The organism is Kitasatospora sp. NPDC059462, assembly GCF_042749955.1.
Classification (GTDB): Bacteria; Actinomycetota; Actinomycetes; order Streptomycetales; family Streptomycetaceae; genus Kitasatospora.
Genome location: NZ_JBHYUU010000370.1, coordinates 1 through 2,612 on the forward strand (window position 1 = coordinate 1; position 2,612 = coordinate 2,612).

Annotated in this window: 2 protein-coding genes and 1 pseudogene; 1 reads left to right on the forward strand and 2 read right to left on the reverse strand. The window is 77.4% G+C overall.

Annotation, left to right across the window (positions count from 1 at the left end; translation table 11 throughout):
• Positions 1–1,065: pseudogene (locus tag ACFXAM_RS38475) on the forward strand (regulator); the annotation flags it as partial.
• A 12-nt stretch (positions 1,066–1,077) separates the two neighbouring features.
• On the opposite strand, the gene ACFXAM_RS38480 reads toward ACFXAM_RS38475, so the two are convergent.
• Positions 1,078–2,310, reverse strand: a complete 1,233-nt coding sequence (locus tag ACFXAM_RS38480) for a cation:proton antiporter (RefSeq protein ID WP_380298561.1) — start codon at positions 2,308–2,310, stop codon at positions 1,078–1,080.
• 113 nt (positions 2,311–2,423) lie between these two features.
• Positions 2,424–2,612, reverse strand: a 189-nt coding sequence (locus tag ACFXAM_RS38485; RefSeq protein WP_380298562.1) for an FAD-dependent oxidoreductase, incomplete at its 5' end; no start/stop codon positions are given.

The window sequence follows — 2,612 nt, forward strand, 5'->3', positions numbered from 1 at the left end:
GCCGCCGCCCCGGGCGCCCGGACCGGCTCCGGCACGGGCGCCGCCGCGCAGGCCGGCGCCGCCGCGCTCGGCGCCCGGGTGCCCACCCAGAGCCGCCGCCCGCCGATCGCCGTCGAGCCGCCGTACCACGACGCCGGGCGCGAGCAGCGCCCCGCGCTGCGGGTCGGCCGCGGTGACATCGCCGCCATCCGCGCCGTCGGCGACCTGTTCCGCGCGCTGGACCACGCCTACGGCGGCGGCCACGCCCGGCAGGCGCTGGTCCGCTACCTGGAGAGCGAGGCCGAGCCGATGCTGCGCGGCCGCTACGGCGAGCAGATCGGCCGCGCCCTGTTCGGCGCCGTCGCCGACCTCACCCGGCTGGCCGGCTGGACGTCCTTCGACATCGCCGCACACGGCCTGGCCCAGCGCTACTTCGTCCAGGCGCTGCGGCTCTCCCAGGCCGCCGGGGACCGCGCGCTCGGCGGCTACGTCCTGGTGACGATGAGCCAGCAGGCCGTGCACCTCGGGCACGGCCGGGAGGCGGTCCAGCTGGCCCGGGTCGCCCAGCAGGGCGTGGGCACGGCGGTGCCGCCGACCGTGCAGGCGCTGCTGCACGCCGCCGAGGCGCGCGGACACGGCCTGCTCGGCGACGTCCGCTCCTGCACCACCGCGCTGGTGCGGGCCGAACGGGCGCTGGCGGCCGCCCGGACCGGCGACGACCTGCCGTCCTGGGCGCGGTTCTTCGACGAGGCGCAGCTCTCCGACGAGTTCGCGCACTGCTACCGGGACCTCCAGCAGTGGCGGACGGCCGCCCAGCACGCCGAGAAGTCGCTGCGGCTGCGCTCGCCCGCGTACGCCCGCAGCCGGATCTTCTGCCGGCTGGTGCTGGCCACCGCCCGGCTCGGCATGGGCGACCTCGACGAGGCCTGCGGCATGGCGACCGACGCGCTGCGGGCGGCGGGGGAGATGCGGTCGGCCCGGTCGCTGGAGTACGTGCGCGACTTCCACCGCCGGCTGACGCCGTACCGGGGCAGCCCGGTGGCGCGCGCGTTCGAGGAGACGGCCCGCCAGGCGGGGGTGATCTGACCGGCCCGAGGACTACCAGCTCTCGGCGTTCACCCGCGGCCGGCCGCCCCCGACGGCGGCCGGCGGCCGGACGTCCCCGCGCAGCCGCTGCGCGGTCAGCGGGAACAGCAGCACCGAGAGCATGCCCGCGCCGACCAGGGCGGCGGCGGTCGAGGACGCCAGGTGGCCGGCGTCCACCTCGATCGTGGTGATCACCACGACCAGCGGCAGCGCGGTCGCCCCGTACAGGCCGAGCGCGGCCCGGTCGCGCCGCCCCAGCCCGGCGGGGGCGAGCAGGGCGGCGGGCAGCCCGCGCAGGGCGGGCAGCAGGAGCAGGAAGACCGGGACGAGCAGCAGCGTGCCCGGATCGCCGAGCAGCGCGTCCAGGTCGAAGTTCATCCCGCTGACCACGAAGAACACCGGGACGAGGAAGCCGAAGCCGATGCCCTCCAGCTTGGCCTCGACGACCTCCTCGGTGGGCCGGGGGATGTCGGCGAGCAGCAGCCGGGAGACGATGCCGGCGGTGAACGCGCCGAGCAGCATGTCCAGCTCCAGCCGGAGCGCGGCGGCGACCATGGTGGCGAGCACCAGCATCACGGTGCGCACGGCGAACTGGCCGGAGGTGCGCAGGGTGCGCCGGATCAGCCCGGTCATCCAGGCGGGGCGGGGGCGCCGGGCACCGGCCACCGCGACGGCGGTGATCACCGCGAAGGCCGCCAGGATGACGGCGGAGCGCGCCGGGGTGTTGCCGCTGAGCAGCACGGCGACGGCGATGATCGGGCCGAACTCGCCGACCGCGCCGGTGGCCATGACCAGCGCGCCGAACCCGGTGGGCAGTTCGCCGGAGTCGCGCAGCACCGGCAGGATGGTGCCGAGCGCGGTGGTGGTGAGCGCGAGCCCGGTGAAGGCGCCGTCCAGCGGGTCCGGGCCGACCAGCGCGCCGAGGCCGAGCGCGGCGGCCACGGTGACCAGCCAGGCGAGGCCGGCCCGGCGCAGCGGGCCGCCGCGCAGCCGGGCGAAGTCGATCTCGTAGCCGGCCAGGAACATCAGCATGGCCAGGCCGAACCGGGAGAGCGCGTCGACCAGGGCGTCGACGTGCACCCAGCCCAGGACGTCGGGGCCGATCAGGACGCCGAGCAGGATCTCGAACACCACCGTGGGCACGGCGATCCACCGCAGCAGCCGGTCGGCCAGCAGCGGGGCGGCCACCGCGGCGGCGGGGACGAGGACCAGCGCGAGCGGCTGGGCGCCGGGTGCGGTGCTCACGCGGCGGCCGGCGGCGGAACGGGAATCATCCGATCAGCGGTCATATCGGCATATTGGCACGCGGTCCGTCGCCGATCCGGCGGCCGGACCGCGTGCCCCGTCGTGGCGGGCCGTCAGGCCGCGGCCGCCTCCGGTGCGGCGGCCGGCAGCCCGAGGTCGCGCGCCACGGCCTCGGCCGCGCGCCGTCCGGAGACCAGCGCCCCCTGCACGCTGCTGGTGTCCCGGTGGTCGCCGCAGACGTACAGCCCGGCCAGCAGCCGCACCGGCCGCCGGGTGTTGTGCGGCGGCGGCATGGCCGGCAC